The sequence below is a fragment of the Photobacterium sp. DNB22_13_2 genome, assembly GCF_052873915.1.
This window is the reverse complement of the sequence record NZ_JBNNXU010000181.1, coordinates 1-259: the sequence shown is the minus strand read 5'-3', so window position 1 is coordinate 259 and position 259 is coordinate 1. Positions and strand designations below refer to the sequence as shown.

The 259-nt window shown below is 53.7% G+C and carries 1 protein-coding gene; it reads right to left on the bottom strand.

The window, feature by feature from the left end:
• Positions 1-247 (bottom strand): recombinase family protein (locus ACVA58_RS28280; protein ID WP_446513553.1); only part of this gene is annotated, 247 nt, incomplete at its 3' end.
• Positions 248-259: the final 12 nt, after the last annotated feature.

The following is a 259-nucleotide window of genomic DNA, read 5'->3' as shown; positions in this document are numbered from 1 at the left end:
GCGCTCGCCAAGCCTCGAGTTGAGGATGAAGCTTGGCAACCCACTCAAGGTTGACATCATTGCGTTTGGTGACTCCAAACCTCTTCTTAGCTCTGCTCTTGCGTTTCTCTTCCGTTTTGGATGTCTTCGTTGCAGGGGGCGTAGGAAACTTCATCAGCATCGACACGTTGGCGAACTTCCATGACTTGCCGGTCTTGGTGCGGATACCCTCTGCATTGAGCTTGTCCGCGATTTGCTGGAGTGTCATCCCCTGCTGCAC